We start from the raw sequence: 15677 nt of genomic DNA, 5'->3' as shown, positions 1-15677 counted from the left end.
CTCTTTTTTATTTATAAAATAAGGATTTTATTTTCTTCTTCAACTAACTGGCAGGATAGCTTAACAAGGATTCTGAGATATTCTAGAGAATGTTTTAGGATATTCGATTTTGTATGGGGAGGTTTTAATATGAAATCTGGCAACATTATTAGGAAGGCATTGGAATCCGATATCATTTCTATTCTAGAAATCTACAATCAGGGGATTGAAGATAGAATTGCTACACTTGAGGAAGGAACAAAGGATTACGTATACATTAAAGAATGGTTTGAAAGGCATCAGGGGCGATTTAAGGTTGTGGTGGCGGAACAGGACGGGAGCGTGGCAGGATGGGCATCTTTAAATCCATACAGTAACCGCGCTGCGTATGACGGGGTCGCGGATCTATCTATTTACATATCAAGGGATCATAGGGGGAAAGGTTTGGGAAAGCAGCTCCTCGCTGAAATTGAATCCATTGCAGCAGCCAACGGCTTCCATAAAATTGTCCTCTTTACCTTCCCCTTTAATCGTTTAGGGCAAGGACTATACCGGAAAATGGGATACCGCGAAGTAGGGGTATTTCAAAACCAAGGGAAGCTAGACGGCGAATTTGTGGATGTCATGGCAATGGAAAAACTATTGGGATAACCTGCGGGTTATCCTTTTTATTTACAAACACTTTACATCGTAAAGCTTGAAGATGGCATGATTTTGGTTTATTTTATATAAGTAAATAATTATATGTCGATACAAGGGGGTTACCCGAATGGAATTGGAACGCACTACCCTATGCTTAAAGCTTTTGGGGGATAAAACACGTTTAACCATGGTTTCCATTCTGAAGCATCGGGAGTGCTGCGTATGTGAATTTCAAGAAGTATTTGACATGAGCCAGCCATCAATCAGTCAACACCTAAGAAAGTTAAAAGATGCAGGACTCATTAAAGAAGAACGGAGAGGTCAGTGGGTTTATTATTCCTTGAATCACCAAAGTGAGTTATATGACCTAATAGATGATATTTTAAAGCATGTGCCCGAACAAAGTGAGAAAATCAAACAAATCGAAAAAAGCAATCCTACGCTTCGTTGTGGTTGTTAGGTTAATTTGTCATTAAGGGGATTAGAACTGAATGAAAAAAAAGTTAATCAGTGAGTTTTTAGGAACCTACTTTCTTATTTTTGCTGGAACGGGTGCAGTAGTAATAGATTCAATTTCTAAAAGTTTAACTCATGTAGGAATAGCCCTCACCTTTGGGCTAGTTGTTATGGCATTAATTTTCACTTTTGGTCACCTCTCAGGTGCACACTTCAATCCAGCTGTAACCATTGGATTTTTAATTCATGGAGATATTAAGAAGAGAGAAGCACTTTATTATATTATTATTCAAATCATTGCAGGAATTGCAGCTAGTGCAACATTGTTGTGTTTATTTGGGAACATTGCTTCATTAGGAACCACCTTGCCAAGAGGTTCATGGGGACAATCCTTTGTTTTGGAATTTATACTTACATTTTTCTTGATGATGGTTATATTCGGTTCTGCAGTCCATGGTAAAGCAGTAAAATCATTCGCAGGAATTGCGATTGGTGCAACAGTTGGGTTAGAGGCAATGTTTGCAGGCCCAATCTGTGGTGCCTCTATGAATCCAGCAAGATCCAATGGTCCAGCACTCGTATCAGGATCAACTCAACATTTATGGGTGTACATTGTCGCAACGATTTTAGGAGCAGGTTGTGCGGCAATTATTTATAAAATACTACACGAAAAATAAAGGAGTATACATCATGTCAAAAAAAACAATCTATTTCTTATGTACAGGTAACTCTTGCCGAAGCCAAATGGCAGAAGGTTGGGCTAAAAAGCATTTAGGTGATGAGTGGGCAGTGAAAAGTGCTGGTCTTGAAGCACACGGATTAAATCCAAATGCAGTAAAAGCGATGAAGGAAGCTGGTATTGATATTTCAAATCAAACATCTGATGTTATCGATCCTGAAATCCTAAATAACGCAGATTTAGTTGTTACTTTATGTGGTCATGCAGCAGATCACTGCCCTGTAACTCCTCCACATGTAAAACGAGTTCACTGGGGCTTTGATGACCCTGCAAAAGCAGAAGGAACAGAAGAAGAAAAATGGGAATTCTTCCAACGTGTCCGTGACGAAATCGGAGACCGCATTAAGCGTTTTGCTGAAAATGGCGAGTAAGATTGAATGAATAGCCAGGATAATTTCAACTCTCCTGGCAATATTTTCAAAGCACTTTTATTACTTTAATACATCACAGTGCTTAAAATATATAGGTAAAACAACAACAGGAGGAAATGGACATGATTATCACTGACGAAGCTCGTGATGAATTTAAGCAAATGTTCAAAGAAGAGAATGCCAAGAACATTCGTATCTTTTTTGATGGCTTTGGCTGAGGACAACCAAGGATTGGACTGGCTCTGGATGAGCCAGAAGCAGACGATATTATCTTCACCATAAATGATATAAAGGTAGCGATTGACCCCATTATTGAACCAAACACGGAAGATCTCATTCTTGATAGAAGTGGAAATGGAAAAGGGATATCGATGTTAGGTAATACAGGAAGATGTTGTTAGAAAAAGACCTTGACTGGTCTTTTTCTTCGTTAACGTGGAAAAAATTAAGCACAGCAAATTCCTTTTTCATTCATTAATCTTCCCCCTCCAATACTACTCTCCAATTGATAATAGGCATCCAAAAATCGTTCGTAAGTCTGATTACCGTAACGTATTGGATCATTGCGGAAAAACAAATCCATGGTTATTTCTTTAGCCTCTTTAAGGGAGCAATTTCGAGAAATCAAGACCAAATTTATATAGGAGAGAAAATACTCTTTTTTCAAAGTACTGGCATGGTTAACAGTCAAAATGCTCATCTCCTCATTGGGGTGAATGCTTAACAACTGCACGCACATTCGCAATTAGTTTTTACGTTAATGGATTTATTTCTTAATTTTAATTTCTTAACTATTTTTTGAATAATAGTGTCCCTCTGCAAATCCTCCAACTTCCAAGCATTTTGGGCTTTTCTCTCTATTTCCTCCTGACGTAATTTCATCATTTGAAATACTTCATATTCATTAAACATAATGAATCCCCCCATTAATCAAATTATATTGATATATTAATCAAAAAAAATTGATAAATACTTTAAAAAATTTATCAACAAGTCGGCTTAAATAAGCAACAAAGTTCATGGGATAACAAATGGTTGAGTTCTTCTTGATTTAGCTCGTAATAACTCCAGGTTCCTCTTGTTTCTTTTGTTATAATATTGGCATCTAATAAAATCTTTAAATGATAGGACAATTTTGACTGGGCCATATCCATCATGGGAGCTAAATCACAAACACACATAGCACCTTTTTGAGTTAAAATATTCATGATCTGAAGTCTCTTTTTATCCGCAATTGCTTTAAATCTTAACTCATATTGTTCAAATATTGAATCTAAGGATGTATCTTTTAATTGCAATTCTTCCTTCATTTTTTCACCTACTTTATAAATCAAATAATCTTGATACATCCATATTATATCCAATATTTTCTTGTGTCAACTAACTAAATCAAGAATAATTGATTTAACTTACATCATATTATATTTAAGAAGCATTAAAAATGATACAATTAAAAAATCAATTTATTTTGATAAAAGGGTTGTAATTAGAAAAAATTGCTAATATAGTGTATTCATAAATCAAAAAAAGTTGATTTATGGTGTTTAAATCAAAAATATTTGATTTATAATACTAATAATATATGAAGGAGCTGTTATTAATGAAAATGCATGTTGGAGTGAATGTAACGGACTTGGAAAAGTCAATTGAGTTTTATACAAAAGTGTTTAATGCGGAGCCAGTTAAAAAAAAACCTGGGTATGCGAAGTTTTTATTAAATGAGCCAGCTTTGAATTTTACGCTAAATTTAAAGGATGAAGTGTCTGGAAACCAAGTAGGCCATTTTGGTTTTCAGGTTGAAGATCGGGATGAAGTTTTCCAACATAAAGACCGACTAGAGAAATTAGGGTTCTTTGCTCGTGAGGAGATGGATGTTAATTGCTGCTATGCTACCCAAGATAAATTTTGGGTGACAGATCCCGACGGAAACGAGTGGGAATTTTTCTATACAAAAGCTGATGTTGAATTAATGACTAGAGAGGCATCATGTTGTGCCACTCAGCCAACTAAGGTAGAAACTAATACTTCTTCCTGCTTTTCATAACTTTAAAATTTTGAAAACCTTTTCTAATATTAACGGGTGCGATTGTTCAATAAGAACAGTCGCTTTTTCACTAACGGGCATGTTAGTTGAAGAAAAATATACGAATTTCCCAATAATAATTTATAATTATTTTAAAGTTATTGTCGGATTAAGGAGAAACCACAATGGGGTTAATAACTATATTAAAACTAATTAGTTATTTGTTGTTTTTTATTTTTCTTGTTTTGGGCTTGTATGAAACCATTAAGGTGTATATGTACTTCAATTTGTTATAGTAACAATTATTTGCAGTATGTTAAATAGCCTTTAGTACATCTCTCTTCTTCAACTAACGAAGCAGGATAGTTCAACAAGGATAATGGTTATTTGTGGTAAAATCTATAAGGATAGTTGTTTAATTTATAGGGGGGGGTTAAGTGCAAGAAAACAAAGAAACTCCTGAACGAAAAAGAGAGAGATTAAGACAACAAGAATTAAAAGGCAATCCAACGGGCAATCTGAACGATGCCTTTAACAGAGCAAACATTGGCAGTCTTGTTGATTTAGTAGGCAGTTTAGGTTGGAAAGGTACGGGTATCCTTATTCTTGTACTTATAATTGGAGTTATAATTGCTTCAATCTTCTTAAAGTAACGGGTGCGTTAGTAGAAGATCAACCAAAGGAACATTACATTAAAAAACCATCAGATTTTATTGAATCCGATGGTTTTTTGAAGGATGGTTTTAAAAAGTGTGCCAATGCAATACCCAATAATTAAAAATAATATTGGCAACCAAACCGGTCCGAAGAGTATTCCCATTATCTTCAATGTCGGGGAATAGATTAGACCAACTGTTATAAAATAAGCAGAAAACACAAACGGCAAAAATGAAAGAGATTCTTTTCCACCGCCAGCATCTTTATAAGCATCCCACATGGCAAACATATATAAACAAGGGTAAAACATCAGCCATTGATAATTCGTTCTATCAATGGCTGATTGGATATGACCATGAAAGCTTAACATGATTACTTCGTTAAAATTTGATTGAATGTTAATTAATAATTCTAAAGAAATGAAAAGTAATCCTTTAAGAAACTTTGCGTTTAAGATTTGAGAAAATCCTGGTAATGCAATACTCCAAAGGACGCTTTCAAGTTGATTTGTTTTCTTCATTTTATTTCCCTCTAAGTATTAGCTAATTTATCATGATCCACTAATTTTGGTGGTTGTTCCATCCAACCATAATCGATCATTATGTTTGCAGCGTCTTCTGTATATTTTAGAACTTCCCCTAAGATTCGGAGGTAATTTGTAGATAAATCACGTCTAGAACTTGTTGCCAAGCTTGTTCCGTAATATCCAATGGCGCCCACGGCTAGTGCATTTACATGAAACATCATTAGTTTATCGGAAAAAGGGGAAACCGTTGAGTTTAATACTTGGTTATCCCAGGACACAGAAGCAGGAAGATCATTTTCATTTAAAACGGAACTATAAATATCAATATGCTTTGAAGCGATTTCTTTTCCTCTTGCCATAATACGCCCCACTTCTTTTGACTTTGCCACTTGACTGAAACCGGTGAACGTTGTCATAGCTAACACATTTCTTTGAAGATTAGCATACAGATTCGTTATTTCTAACGTAGTAAGTGATCTTCTTTCTCCAAACCAACCAGTTAAGAAGCTCTGTTTTCGAATAAAATCAACCTTTTCAGGAATCGTAACATATGGTGCTCGTATATAGAGACCTTTAGATAGTAAAACATTTCCTGTTTTTTTGAGAAGATTCTTCGAATCATCAATACATTCTGAAAAATATTGAAATACATCAGAACGTGTTGCTAAAGACAACGAGATGCCATAAGCTTCTAACCCTATTGAACTCCATTGTTGAAGATAATAAAGAAAGTAAGGATCCGAAAATAATCGTGGAGCTGTAATATCGACATCTTCTTCTTTAAATCCGTATGGAATGGGAAATTTCTCACTGTTAAAGATTAATATAAGTTTTTTTACGTGTGCGTGTGCTAACTCAAGTGCAAATTCTATTACAGGACGAATCTCAGGATCCTCTGCTTTTTCCAAAAAGTATGTAAGTACACAAATTGACAGGCTATCATTCATGTAGGCAGACCATAGCTGTGAAATTTCAGCAGACGTTAGTTTAATGTTATTTTCACTTTGCATAAGAGGCTTCCTCCATTAATTTGAAATGCAATCCTCATGTTATGTTTCCTGATACTGTAATAAAATATTTATCCGTATTATGAATTCAAATATGATGAGAGAAAAAAGTCTTGAACACTTTTATTACAAGGTTAAGATTTCATAGAAAAATAAAAATTAAATTCCTAACCTTAAATCAAAGAAAAAGTCATATTCCGAATAAACATTTTTTATATACGATATAATGAACAGTACGCCCTTATTATGGAATAAAAGCGTATCTGCTTGTTCAAGTAACGGGTGCTTGAGTTGAAGATCATAATGAGTTGCTGCGGCAGCTCTTTTTTTCATTGCTTCTTCAACTAAAGAAGCAGTATAGTTCAATAAGAATTCAAATAAAAACAGCATTTTATAGTAAAATGAATCTAAAGGTTTATGTTAATTTATCATTTATTAAAATACTAAGAGGCGATGTTGATGTATTTTTTGTACACTTATTGGTATGTATTTATTTTAATTGCAGTGGTAATATGTGGTGTATTTTTAATAATAATGGGAGACTCAAAGAAGTCATTTTTTCTAATTTGTTCAGGTGTGAATCTAATTATCATTCCATTTTCCTTTATTATAGGTGTCTTTGCAACAGATGCTCCTGACAGTGGTATGTATGACTTTTTGATAGGTTTTTTATTTGTTCAGGCAATACCACTTGTTTTGCTTATTTTTAGCATTCTGAGAATATTATTGAATTCGAGAAAATCGAATGAAAAGTAGTATTAGTTTTTCGATTTTCTTATTAAACACGGGTGCTTTAGTGTAAACAACAATTGGACTTCTACTTAGGCAGTCTTTTTTTATTATCGTTATTCAAGTAACAGTGCAGTTAAAGAAAGCCTATCTAATCAACTAACCTATGAAGGGCATATTCTAGGAGATTTGCCAATCCTTAAAATGATTTTTTAAAAATTATATAAAAAAATCTACATATTGCCTTTTTTATATAAAAAAATATATAATTAGATGGACTTTAAAAAATGAGGTAGTTAGAAATGGAAGAAAATAAGAAAGTTTTAGAGAGTTTTATCCCTATAGCAAAATCTACTGCAAAAATGTTTGGACCGAACTGTGAAGTCGTTATTCATGATTTGACGAACCCTCAAAGCTCCGTAATGTTTACAGTAAATAACCATGTTACAGGAAGAGAAATCGGTCAATCATTTGATCACCTAGTGAAGACCGTATTACGATCAGAAGACTTTAAAGAAGATTATCTTGCAGGTTATACATTTACAACAGAAGATAAGCGTACGATTCGTTCTTCGACTTCATTAATACGTGATTCCAAGCAAAAAGTGATTGGTGCTTTCTGCATAAATTTTGATGTTGAACCACTGAATCAAATGCAACAATTTATGAGTCCCTTACTTTCAACACAAGTTGAAGTTCAAGAGAAAGAAACAAAATCAGATGACGATATTGAAAATGTTGAAGGAATAGTAGATCAATTAATTCAACAAATTATTCAAAACAGTGTAACTCCAGTCATGAAACGCCATGAAAAGATTGAATTAATAAGATTTATGGACGAAAAAGGCATTTTTTTAATGAAAGGATCTATTGAGAAAGTCGCATCTTTATTGGGCATTTCCAAAGTAACAGTTTATAGTTATTTGGATGAAATCAAAAATAAATCAAGTTAAGGGAGAATCAAATGAAGAGCATCTTTGAAGTAGGAAATTTAAAATCAAATGGACACTATGCATTAGCAACAGTTCATCAGAACACTGTCTATGTATCAGGGCAATTTGCCATTAATCCAGAAACCCGTGAAAAAAAATTTGGCACCATCGAAGAAGAAACATTACAAGCACTTAAGAATGTGGAAATGATTGTAGAAGCAGCTGGAAGTAAAAAAGAGCAGATTTTGCGTATAACATTATATATTCCAGATGTGAAGTTATGGGATAAAGTAGATGCTATTTATAAGGAATTTTTCGGTGAACATAAACCAGCACGTACCGTTGTACCAACTAATGAATTACATTTTGGATTCAAAATTGAAATTGATGCCATTGCATATATTTAGTTATATTTTTTTGCTTATTTTGTATAAAAAAGTCTAATTTATATAAAAAATTATCCGAAAGGAATGATAAAGGATGGAACAATTTATTTGTAACAGTTGTGGCAAAAAGCATGATATTACACCTACTATATGGAAATGTGAATGTGGCGGAGTATTAAACATAGTAAAAGATGCACCAAAAATTGATGTTGCAGCATGGAATAACTATCCAAACACATTATGGCGTTATTTTGAAACCATGCCATTTGCAAAAGATTCTAAGACATGGGAATCCGTGACAATGGGTGAAGGTCAATCCCCTTTAATCGTTCTAGATCCTATGGAGCCAAATACGTATGTAAAAGTTGATTATATGATGCCTACATTATCTTTTAAAGATCGAGGAGCCGTTGTTTTAATGACGAAGGCAAAAGAATTAGGGGTATCAAAGGTGATTGCCGATAGTAGTGGTAATGCAGGAACGGCGATTGCAGCTTATGCAGCACGTTGTAATATTGCCTGTGATATTTATCTAAGCGATGAAACTTCACTGAAAAAGATCGCTCAAATAAAAGCCCATGGAGCAACGATTAAGGAAATTCATGGTACACGAGAGGACATTGCAGCTGCGGCACAAAAAGCAGTAGACAAAGAAAAAGTTTTTTACGCAAGTCATGTGTATAATCCTTATTTTTATGAAGGAACTAAAACGTACGCATATGAAATTTACGAGCAATTAAAAGGAGTGCCAGATGCATTAATCATCCCAGTTGGTAATGGTACACTTGTACTTGGTGCGTACTATGGTTTTAAAGAGTTATTTGAAAACAAATTAATAGAAAAAATGCCGAAGATTGTTGCAATCCAAGCATCAAACTGTGTACCTCTTATGAATGCATATGAAAATGGGCTAGAAATAGCAGAACCTGTTACCAATGAAGGTACTTTAGCAGAAGGTATTGCCATTGCAGCCCCAGCACGATCAAGACAAATTTTAAAAGCTGTACGTGAAACAAATGGTTTATTTATTGACATTAAAGAGGATGAAATTTTGAGTGCACGGGCAATGCTTGCTGATAAAGGCTTCTATGTTGAAATCACAACAGCTGCAAACTATGCAGGTTATCTAAAATATAAGAAGTCACCTGATGAAAAAATTATAATACCACTTTGTGGTGCAGGAATTAAATCAAAATAACTGTGGAAATAAGGTATGTTCGTGCCCTTTTTATTACAGTAACTTGTTTATTGTTAGCGAAAAATATTTATGATTATATTGGTTTATAGAAAACAAGGGAGAGGACTATGGAAACCACGATTAGAAAAGTAGATAAGGAACAAGTGTGGGGATTAAGGCATGAAGTCATGTTGTCCGATAAGCCCTTTGAATATATAAAATTAGAAGATGATGATTTAGGTATTCATTTTGGTCTTTTTAAAGAAAGCACACTGGTTTCTGTCATTTCACTATTTATAGACAATGAAGAAGCCCAGTTTAGAAAATTTGCAACTCTTCAACAAGAGCAAGGAAAAGGATACGGAAGTGAATTGTTAGAAGCTGTATTGAAGGAAGCAAAGATTCACGATGTGAAAAGAATTTGGTGTAATGCCAGAAAGAATAAGTTGGATTTTTATAAAAAGTTTGGTTTACAAGAGACCAACTCTAGTTTTATAAAAGAAGGGAAATCCTACGTTATAATGGAGAAAAATTTGTAGTTACAATGATTATGCAAACTACCTTTTTTGAAGTATGTGAAAAAATGTACTTAAGCTAACGGGTGCTTTACTTCAAGAGGAGTAGAGCCTTTTTAGTTTTTCCACTAGCGAAGCAGGTTAGTGTGATAATGCAGACGGAACATCAGTTGTTGGGGTATAATTGTGATATAGGTGTAAATGCAATTTTTACTTATAAATTTGAAATGGAGAGCAAATAATGTTTTGGAAACTAAAAAGAAACTGCAAACATACTTCATATAAATTCGAAGCTGATTTTGTTGCGGATCCAATTTGGTGTAACGATTGTGGTGAAAATCTTGATATAGAGGAATTCCCCATACCAGATAAATTACAGGAAGAGCTAATGGAATGGGTATCGGAATATGGTGAATGGATTGATTTAGAAACTGATTCATTAAAGGAAAATGGATTAAAACTAGAGGAAAATCACAATGGAAAAGGGTTGCAACTATTCCAAGAGGTGAAGAAACAGTTAGGAGAAAAATATCCAATCATATTTGTTCCATCCAAATCAGCACAACTGTATAACATTTTGAAAAATAATTGAATCTCTTCTTATTCAGCTAACGGATGCTTGAGTTGAAGATCCAATGGAGCTGCCTTTTTTGGGGCTTTTTCTTATTGAATTAACGGGCAGTTTAGTTTAGGTTCAATTCTTCACAAAGTTATTGAAATAAACTGACCTCCACAGGGGAAATCAGTCAGGTTAGTGAAAGGATAAAACTATACAGCCTCTTAATTTAAGAAGCCTATGGATATTCTTCCACAGGCTTTACCATTAAATATTAAAAAATGCCACCAAACATGTCGATTCGATATTAAAAAAATCATATTTATAATATTTATTTCGAGAATATTTCTTTTGCATCATCCATTGCCAGTTTATTTCCTAATGCTGAATAGTCAAGCCAAGGTTGATCTGGAATTACGTAAACATGGTTACCCTTTACGGCTTTTAACCCTTTCCAAATAGGTGATTCTTGTAACTGTTTAAAAGCTGTTTGAGCATCATCATCACTATTAACAACAACAAATATAGCATCAGCATCAAAGTCTGGAAGAACTTCTTGGGAAATCACTTCGTAAGGCTGATTTGATTCAAGTTCCTCAATACCGTTAGCAGGTTTTAAACCTAAATCTTCAAATAAAATTGGACCCATTGGACGTTTAGTACTAAATACTCGTAACTCTTTTGCGGTAACACGAATGGCCATTACTTTACTATCTTCGCCAAGTTTATTATTAATTAAATTGCGTACTTCTTTTGTTTGTTTTTCATAATCTGCAATGAATTTTTCAGCTTGCTGCTCTCGGTTAACTAGTTTTCCAATCGACCTTAAATGATCTCTCCAGGTCCCTTCATCAAGATTAAATACTTCAGTGGATGCAATTTTTTCATATTTGGATACATCTTGACCTCCAAATTCTTTATCAAGATAGATTACCGAAGGGGACAATTCGAGTAATGCTTCCATATCTGGATCTTTAGCAGGTCCAAGCTGTTTCGTATCTTTCAACTGATCCTTTACATGGGGAAGAAAATCTTTTAATTCTCCGCCAACGACAGAACCAATGGGCTTAATTCCTAATGCAAGTAAATCGTTCGTTAAATGAATAGAGAGGGAAGCAATTCTAGTTTCTTTATTTTCTGCTTTTTGTTCATTAGATGATTTAGCTTCATTAGAAGCGGTTTGACCACAAGCTGATAATAAAAGTAACAACATTGTGCTGAATAATATGGTGAGTTTCTTTTTCATGATTTTCTCTCCTTGTTGATGTTTTATTATTTTGACTTTATTAATAAATATAGAAAATAAGGGGCTCCTATTGCTGCAACAATTACACCTGCTGGAATCGCATTGGGTTGAAAGATAGAACGTCCCACCGTATCTGCAAGTACTAAAATGACCATCCCGATGAGTCCTGAGACAGGAAGATAATTTTGATACATCGGGCCAACAAGACGGCGTGCAAGATGGGGTGAAACTAGACCAATAAAACCAATGCCGCCTACCATTGCTACACTCGCACAGGATAAACCGACAGCAGTTGCCAGCAAAAGCAAGCGTTGCCCTTGAACCGAGATGCCAAGCCCAGCTGCCACTTCATCCCCTAAAGATAAGACATTTAATGATTTAGATTGAGACCATGCAAATGGTGCTAAGATAAGAATCCAGGGAAAAAGGGCCATCACATGGATCCAGTCCCTTCCCCAAACATTTCCTACCAGCCATCTTGAAGCAAATGTGTAAGTCTCTTCATCAAGACGAAGGGATAGGAAAAGTGTTACTGCACTAAAGCCCGCAGAGACCGCAATTCCTGTAAGAATTAGTCGGATAGGCAGCAAACCTTTGATACGGTCATAAGCAAGTAAAATAATAATAAATGCCGTTAATAATCCCCCTAAAAAAGTAAATAATGGGATAAGAATGGCAGCATGATGATTTAATGAATGAAAATATGTAACAAAAAGAATCAGACCAAAGGAGGCACCTGAATGCAGCCCCAAAATTCCTGGGTCTGCCAAAGGGTTACGGGACAGTCCTTGTAAAATCGCACCAGAAATTCCTAAGCCAATCCCGCCCAACATGGTTATCAGGATTCGGGGCATACGATAATCGAACAACACTAAAGAGCTTTTATAATCACCGTATCCAAAAAGAGTCAGGATTACTTTTAATGGAGCAATTTGCAAAGATCCTGTATTCAAACTAATTAAAACAATACTAATACTAATCAAAATTAATACTAGAGCAACAGTATAGGTTCTCTTGTTGTTTGTATTGGCTTGGGATTTCATTTATAAATCCCTCCCAGTTTTACGAGAAATATAAAGAAAAAATGGAACTCCTACAAGGGCTACTAAAATACCAATCGCCAATTCACGAGGTGGATTGATTGTTCTCGCTCCTAAATCAGCTATAATCAGTAAGAGTGAACCCAATAACGCAGACATTGGAATGATAAGTCTATAATCTACTCCAACCAACTTTCGAGAAATATGTGGAATGACTAATCCAATAAATCCTATTGATCCAACCGCTGAAACTGAAACGCCTGCCAAAATAACAGCTATAATAATAGATAGTACCTTTATTAGAGTTACATTCATCCCAAGACCTATAGCTATATCATCCCCCAAGGAAATTAGAGAAACAGAGCGGCCCATGGTTATAGCACAAATAATCGTGATGAGAATAACGGGAACCAACACCTTTAAATGGTCCCACTTAATTCCCGCAACACCTCCTGCATACCAAAAAGCTAAATCTTGGTTCAAATCAAAGTAAATTGCTACACCTGCACTAAGTGAATGTAAAAGTGCTGCTATAACTGCACCTGAGATAGTCAACCGTATTGGTGTTAGCCCACCTGGGACAGAAGATCCGATTATAAAAATTAATAGAGTACTAAGTACTGCACCAATAAAAGAAAAAAACATTAATAGTGAATACGGAATACCTGGAAAAAAAGCAAAACAAAGAGTAACTATAAACATTGCTCCAGCATTAATACCAAGAATCCCTGCATCTGCTAATGGATTACGGGTTACTCCCTGCATTAGACACCCCGAAACTGCAAAAGCTGCCCCGACGATTGCAGCACCTATTACCCGTGGAAACCGCAATTCATGAATAATCTGTTGTTCAGTCAACTTAGGATTAAAATTAAAAATTGCAGATAATACTGTAGTAAAAGTAACCTCTTTGGCCCCAAATGAAATTGCCAATATCATAGAACCAAATACTCCAAGAATTACAAAAATGAATAATAGCAGTAACAGAAATTTGTTTGAACCATTCTTTACGCATTTTTGAAAAGGGTTATGTAACATTTTGAACGCAGCCTTTTAATGATTTTATTAATAATGAAAATCATTATCATTTGTATTATAGTTTATAACCCTCTTATTCGGCAATCATTTTTTGGATGATTTATATCCAAATGGAATCGATACTTGGTCAAAAAAAAAGAGAGACTTGTAATAACCTCCTCTTCAATACTAGTTAGATTGAATATTGTGAAGCAATGTACTTAAGCTAACGGGGCAGTTTAGCTGAAGAAGGATTATTTGAAATTCTATGTAAAAAGGTAAAAATCCCCCTAGTTACAAATGCTTATTCCGCTGATATAATTAGCTGAAAGTTATAAAAATTAGGGGTACAAAAGAAATGACTATCAGAGAATTTCTTAAAGAACAAAGCTTTCGCATAGCTTTTAATTAAACATGATAATTTTAATTTTATTGAAATACATAGGAGGAATAGAAAAGGGGTTTAAATTTCTAGTTATAAGTTTGCTTATTTTTTTAACCTGTTGGTTAATAGTCCTATTTATAAATAAATTAATCTTAAAACTAAATTTATTCAAAGATGTATTAGAGGAAAAAAATAAAAGAAAATATATGCAATTAATAAATTGGTCTACTTGTTTATTGGTGCTAATTGTGATTTTTGGAAGTTAATTTAGCAATATCTTATCAATTTTCAGGAGGATTTATGAAGTGAAGAATTGGGTAATTCGAGTTCTAGTGATTATTGCAGGGTTACTTCTATGGGCTGTTTCGAGAATCCTATTTCATTATCCTTATTAAACTAAAGGGTGCTTGAGCGAAACAAACACAAGAGGTAATATTATGGGGCAAATAAGGTTAATGATTTCAGCAATTTTATCTTTGATTGTATCAATATTGAATTTTACAGACCACAGATATGTATACGGTACATTAGGAGCAATTATATTTGTTTTTGTGGTAACTGAACTGATAAAACAATATAGAAGCAAAACTGAAAGATAAGTTGTGCAGAGTTAAAGATCAGCTGTCATTTTCGGCAGCTTTTCTTATTGAAGTAACTGTCAGTTTAGATGAAGAAGGTTAATTAAAACAAGCAGCAAATTATTATGTATATAAATACACAGGGATGATTTTAACGATGAAAAAGATTAGGACATATACACCTAAAGCGTTTGAAGAAAATCCGACCAGGGGAGAAAAAACTCGCTGGTCTATTTATAATTTGCTTTCCAGCTGTTTAGGAGTTGGTTGTGCAATCCCGTTTCTTATATCTTTAACAGTAATAGGACTTGTGTTTTTGCTACTATAAAGGGATAGTGAAAGGGAGATTATGAAATATTGTTCTTAAACTAAAGGGTGCAAGAGTGAAACAAGGGGTTGTATATTATTTCAGTAAGGGAGGAGTAAGAAATGCTGAAAATTTATTCTTTTATAGCTTTCGGAATTGTTTCATTATTATTTTTTTGTTTGAGATATTATTTTAATGTTATTAATGATATTGAATTGCGTATTGGAATGATGGTATCTGTTCTTTTGGGTTTATTTGTACGGTACAAATTAAAAATATAATTTTGGGGATGTATCCTCCTAAGATAATAAGTTTGGCTATACAAACTACGAACATATGTGAAAAATTGCACTTAAAGTAACGGGTGCTTTAGTTGAAGAAGCCAAAAGGACCTAAATGGTCCTTTTTA

At 34.2% G+C, this 15677-nt stretch carries 19 protein-coding genes; 11 read left to right on the top strand and 8 right to left on the bottom strand.

What is annotated here, in order from left to right:
- The first annotated feature begins 129 nt into the window (after positions 1-129).
- From J7E66_RS30805 to arsC, 4 genes are all read left to right on the top strand, one after another.
- On the top strand, positions 130-630 hold the full coding sequence (locus tag J7E66_RS30805) for an arsinothricin resistance N-acetyltransferase ArsN1 family A (RefSeq protein WP_215007703.1): 501 nt from the start codon (positions 130-132) through the stop codon (positions 628-630).
- Positions 631-748: 118 nt separating this feature from the next.
- The gene (locus J7E66_RS30800; RefSeq protein ID WP_215007700.1) at positions 749-1081 is read left to right on the top strand and encodes an ArsR/SmtB family transcription factor; all 333 of its coding nucleotides are present in this window, start codon (positions 749-751) and stop codon (positions 1079-1081) included.
- 31 nt (positions 1082-1112) lie between these two features.
- On the top strand, positions 1113-1754 hold the full coding sequence (locus tag J7E66_RS30795) for an aquaporin (RefSeq protein WP_215007696.1): 642 nt from the start codon (positions 1113-1115) through the stop codon (positions 1752-1754).
- A gap of 13 nt (positions 1755-1767) precedes the next feature.
- Positions 1768-2187 carry an arsenate reductase (thioredoxin) gene (gene arsC, locus J7E66_RS30790; RefSeq protein WP_215007693.1) on the top strand — a complete coding sequence of 140 codons (420 nt, stop codon included), beginning with the start codon at positions 1768-1770 and terminating at the stop codon, positions 2185-2187.
- A 445-nt stretch (positions 2188-2632) separates the two neighbouring features.
- Here the strand turns inward: arsC and J7E66_RS30785 are convergent, their stop codons facing one another.
- The 3 genes from J7E66_RS30785 to J7E66_RS30775 form a co-directional block, all read right to left on the bottom strand.
- Complete coding sequence (locus J7E66_RS30785; protein WP_215007690.1) at positions 2633-2878, bottom strand: hypothetical protein; 246 nt, start codon at positions 2876-2878, stop codon at positions 2633-2635.
- Positions 2879-2907: 29 nt separating this feature from the next.
- Positions 2908-3099, bottom strand: coding sequence for a hypothetical protein (locus tag J7E66_RS30780; protein ID WP_215007687.1), 192 nt, complete (start codon positions 3097-3099; stop codon positions 2908-2910).
- A gap of 74 nt (positions 3100-3173) precedes the next feature.
- Complete coding sequence (locus tag J7E66_RS30775) at positions 3174-3497, bottom strand: ArsR/SmtB family transcription factor (protein ID WP_215007710.1); 324 nt, start codon at positions 3495-3497, stop codon at positions 3174-3176.
- A gap of 290 nt (positions 3498-3787) precedes the next feature.
- Between J7E66_RS30775 and J7E66_RS30770 the strand changes: the two genes are divergently transcribed.
- A complete protein-coding gene (locus J7E66_RS30770) occupies positions 3788-4231 on the top strand; it encodes an ArsI/CadI family heavy metal resistance metalloenzyme (protein WP_215007684.1) in 444 nt (147 codons plus the stop codon).
- 416 nt (positions 4232-4647) lie between these two features.
- On the top strand, positions 4648-4863 hold the full coding sequence (locus tag J7E66_RS30765) for a DUF6366 family protein (RefSeq protein ID WP_215007681.1): 216 nt from the start codon (positions 4648-4650) through the stop codon (positions 4861-4863).
- Between the two features lie 50 nt (positions 4864-4913).
- Here the strand turns inward: J7E66_RS30765 and J7E66_RS30760 are convergent, their stop codons facing one another.
- Together J7E66_RS30760 and J7E66_RS30755 are read right to left on the bottom strand one after the other, a co-directional pair.
- A complete protein-coding gene (locus J7E66_RS30760) occupies positions 4914-5387 on the bottom strand; it encodes a hypothetical protein (RefSeq protein WP_215007678.1) in 474 nt (157 codons plus the stop codon).
- A gap of 11 nt (positions 5388-5398) precedes the next feature.
- Entirely contained in the window at positions 5399-6403 is a 1005-nt protein-coding gene (locus J7E66_RS30755) for a DUF3231 family protein (protein ID WP_215007675.1), read from the bottom strand.
- 1028 nt (positions 6404-7431) lie between these two features.
- On the opposite strand from J7E66_RS30755, the gene J7E66_RS30750 reads away from it, so the two are divergent.
- From J7E66_RS30750 to J7E66_RS30730, 5 genes are all read left to right on the top strand, one after another.
- A complete protein-coding gene (locus tag J7E66_RS30750; protein ID WP_215007672.1) occupies positions 7432-8082 on the top strand; it encodes a helix-turn-helix transcriptional regulator in 651 nt (216 codons plus the stop codon).
- A gap of 11 nt (positions 8083-8093) precedes the next feature.
- Positions 8094-8468: a RidA family protein gene (locus J7E66_RS30745; protein WP_215007669.1), complete on the top strand. Its 375-nt coding sequence runs from the start codon at positions 8094-8096 to the stop codon at positions 8466-8468.
- Positions 8469-8541: 73 nt separating this feature from the next.
- Positions 8542-9645, top strand: coding sequence for a threonine synthase (locus J7E66_RS30740; protein WP_215007667.1), 1104 nt, complete (start codon positions 8542-8544; stop codon positions 9643-9645).
- A gap of 107 nt (positions 9646-9752) precedes the next feature.
- A complete protein-coding gene (locus J7E66_RS30735) occupies positions 9753-10163 on the top strand; it encodes a GNAT family N-acetyltransferase (protein WP_251033221.1) in 411 nt (136 codons plus the stop codon).
- A gap of 217 nt (positions 10164-10380) precedes the next feature.
- A complete protein-coding gene (locus J7E66_RS30730; protein WP_215007664.1) occupies positions 10381-10731 on the top strand; it encodes a hypothetical protein in 351 nt (116 codons plus the stop codon).
- A gap of 295 nt (positions 10732-11026) precedes the next feature.
- On the opposite strand, the gene J7E66_RS30725 is transcribed toward J7E66_RS30730, so the two are convergent.
- From J7E66_RS30725 to J7E66_RS30715, 3 genes are read right to left on the bottom strand one after another with little or no spacing between them, the layout of a single operon-like run.
- Positions 11027-11941: an ABC transporter substrate-binding protein gene (locus tag J7E66_RS30725; protein ID WP_215007662.1), complete on the bottom strand. Its 915-nt coding sequence runs from the start codon at positions 11939-11941 to the stop codon at positions 11027-11029.
- A 26-nt stretch (positions 11942-11967) separates the two neighbouring features.
- A complete protein-coding gene (locus J7E66_RS30720) occupies positions 11968-12984 on the bottom strand; it encodes a FecCD family ABC transporter permease (RefSeq protein WP_215007660.1) in 1017 nt (338 codons plus the stop codon).
- Complete coding sequence (locus J7E66_RS30715; protein ID WP_215007658.1) at positions 12985-14019, bottom strand: FecCD family ABC transporter permease; 1035 nt, start codon at positions 14017-14019, stop codon at positions 12985-12987. It abuts the gene before it with no gap.
- Positions 14020-15677 lie beyond the last annotated feature (1658 nt).

The organism is Bacillus sp. ISL-7, from assembly GCF_018613065.1.
This window is presented reverse-complemented; position numbering and strand designations above follow the sequence as displayed.

What these genes read in the sequence shown, in the direction of transcription:
- J7E66_RS30720 (WP_215007660.1), bottom strand. Translation starts at nt 12,984, where the DNA reads ATGAAATCCCAAGCCAATACAAACAACAAGAGAACCTATACTGTTGCT.
- J7E66_RS30730 (WP_215007664.1), top strand. Translation starts at nt 10,381, where the DNA reads ATGTTTTGGAAACTAAAAAGAAACTGCAAACATACTTCATATAAATTC.
- J7E66_RS30735 (WP_251033221.1), top strand. Translation starts at nt 9,753, where the DNA reads ATGGAAACCACGATTAGAAAAGTAGATAAGGAACAAGTGTGGGGATTA.
- J7E66_RS30745 (WP_215007669.1), top strand. Translation starts at nt 8,094, where the DNA reads ATGAAGAGCATCTTTGAAGTAGGAAATTTAAAATCAAATGGACACTAT.
- J7E66_RS30795 (WP_215007696.1), top strand. Translation starts at nt 1,113, where the DNA reads ATGAAAAAAAAGTTAATCAGTGAGTTTTTAGGAACCTACTTTCTTATT.
- J7E66_RS30760 (WP_215007678.1), bottom strand. Translation starts at nt 5,387, where the DNA reads ATGAAGAAAACAAATCAACTTGAAAGCGTCCTTTGGAGTATTGCATTA.
- J7E66_RS30800 (WP_215007700.1), top strand. Translation starts at nt 749, where the DNA reads ATGGAATTGGAACGCACTACCCTATGCTTAAAGCTTTTGGGGGATAAA.
- J7E66_RS30755 (WP_215007675.1), bottom strand. Translation starts at nt 6,403, where the DNA reads ATGCAAAGTGAAAATAACATTAAACTAACGTCTGCTGAAATTTCACAG.
- J7E66_RS30770 (WP_215007684.1), top strand. Translation starts at nt 3,788, where the DNA reads ATGAAAATGCATGTTGGAGTGAATGTAACGGACTTGGAAAAGTCAATT.
- J7E66_RS30750 (WP_215007672.1), top strand. Translation starts at nt 7,432, where the DNA reads ATGGAAGAAAATAAGAAAGTTTTAGAGAGTTTTATCCCTATAGCAAAA.
- J7E66_RS30725 (WP_215007662.1), bottom strand. Translation starts at nt 11,941, where the DNA reads ATGAAAAAGAAACTCACCATATTATTCAGCACAATGTTGTTACTTTTA.
- J7E66_RS30780 (WP_215007687.1), bottom strand. Translation starts at nt 3,099, where the DNA reads ATGTTTAATGAATATGAAGTATTTCAAATGATGAAATTACGTCAGGAG.
- J7E66_RS30715 (WP_215007658.1), bottom strand. Translation starts at nt 14,019, where the DNA reads ATGTTACATAACCCTTTTCAAAAATGCGTAAAGAATGGTTCAAACAAA.
- arsC (WP_215007693.1), top strand. Translation starts at nt 1,768, where the DNA reads ATGTCAAAAAAAACAATCTATTTCTTATGTACAGGTAACTCTTGCCGA.
- J7E66_RS30740 (WP_215007667.1), top strand. Translation starts at nt 8,542, where the DNA reads ATGGAACAATTTATTTGTAACAGTTGTGGCAAAAAGCATGATATTACA.
- J7E66_RS30805 (WP_215007703.1), top strand. Translation starts at nt 130, where the DNA reads ATGAAATCTGGCAACATTATTAGGAAGGCATTGGAATCCGATATCATT.
- J7E66_RS30775 (WP_215007710.1), bottom strand. Translation starts at nt 3,497, where the DNA reads ATGAAGGAAGAATTGCAATTAAAAGATACATCCTTAGATTCAATATTT.